Source organism: Mumia sp. (assembly GCF_028803055.1).
Taxonomy (GTDB): domain Bacteria; phylum Actinomycetota; class Actinomycetes; order Propionibacteriales; family Nocardioidaceae; genus Mumia.
The window spans coordinates 1-521 of sequence record NZ_JARBCJ010000357.1 but is presented as its reverse complement, the minus strand read 5'-3'; the positions used below and the strand labels follow the sequence as shown (position 1 = coordinate 521).

At 63.5% G+C, this 521-nt stretch carries 1 tRNA gene; it reads left to right on the top strand.

Annotated elements, in window-relative coordinates:
- Positions 1 to 274: 274 nt before the first annotated feature.
- Positions 275 to 351, top strand: a tRNA-Pro gene (locus PV363_RS17900).
- Positions 352 to 521: the final 170 nt, after the last annotated feature.

Below are 521 nucleotides of genomic sequence, written 5' to 3'. Positions count from 1 at the left end.
CCGGACCGCACTGATCATTGCGCACCGCCTCTCCACCGTGGAGATCGCCGACCGGGTGCTGGTGATGCATTCCGGCGAGGTGGTGGAGGACGGCACCCCGGCCGAGCTCACCGGCGGCACCGGCCGGTTCGCCAAGCTGCAGGCGGCCTGGCAGGAGTCGCTGGTGTAGGACGACGACGGCGCGCAAAGCGCCGGTTTCGCGGAACCGCGCCTCATCGTCTACACTTGTAAAGTTGCTTCACCGGCGGGGAAACCCGCTGATTGGCAGTGGTTACGGGGTGTGGCGCAGCTTGGTAGCGCGCGTCGTTCGGGACGACGAGGTCGCAGGTTCAAATCCTGTCACCCCGACCAAACAGCAAAAGGGTCCATCATTTTTGATGGGCCCTTTTTGCTGTGCCTTTTGCTGTGCCTTTTTTGCCGTGGCGGTTCTCCGAGGCAACGCCGAACCGTTTTGTCCGTGGTATCCCGCTGATAGGATCGGGGCCGCCACATACCGAGCGACCCGGGAGCACACCATGGTT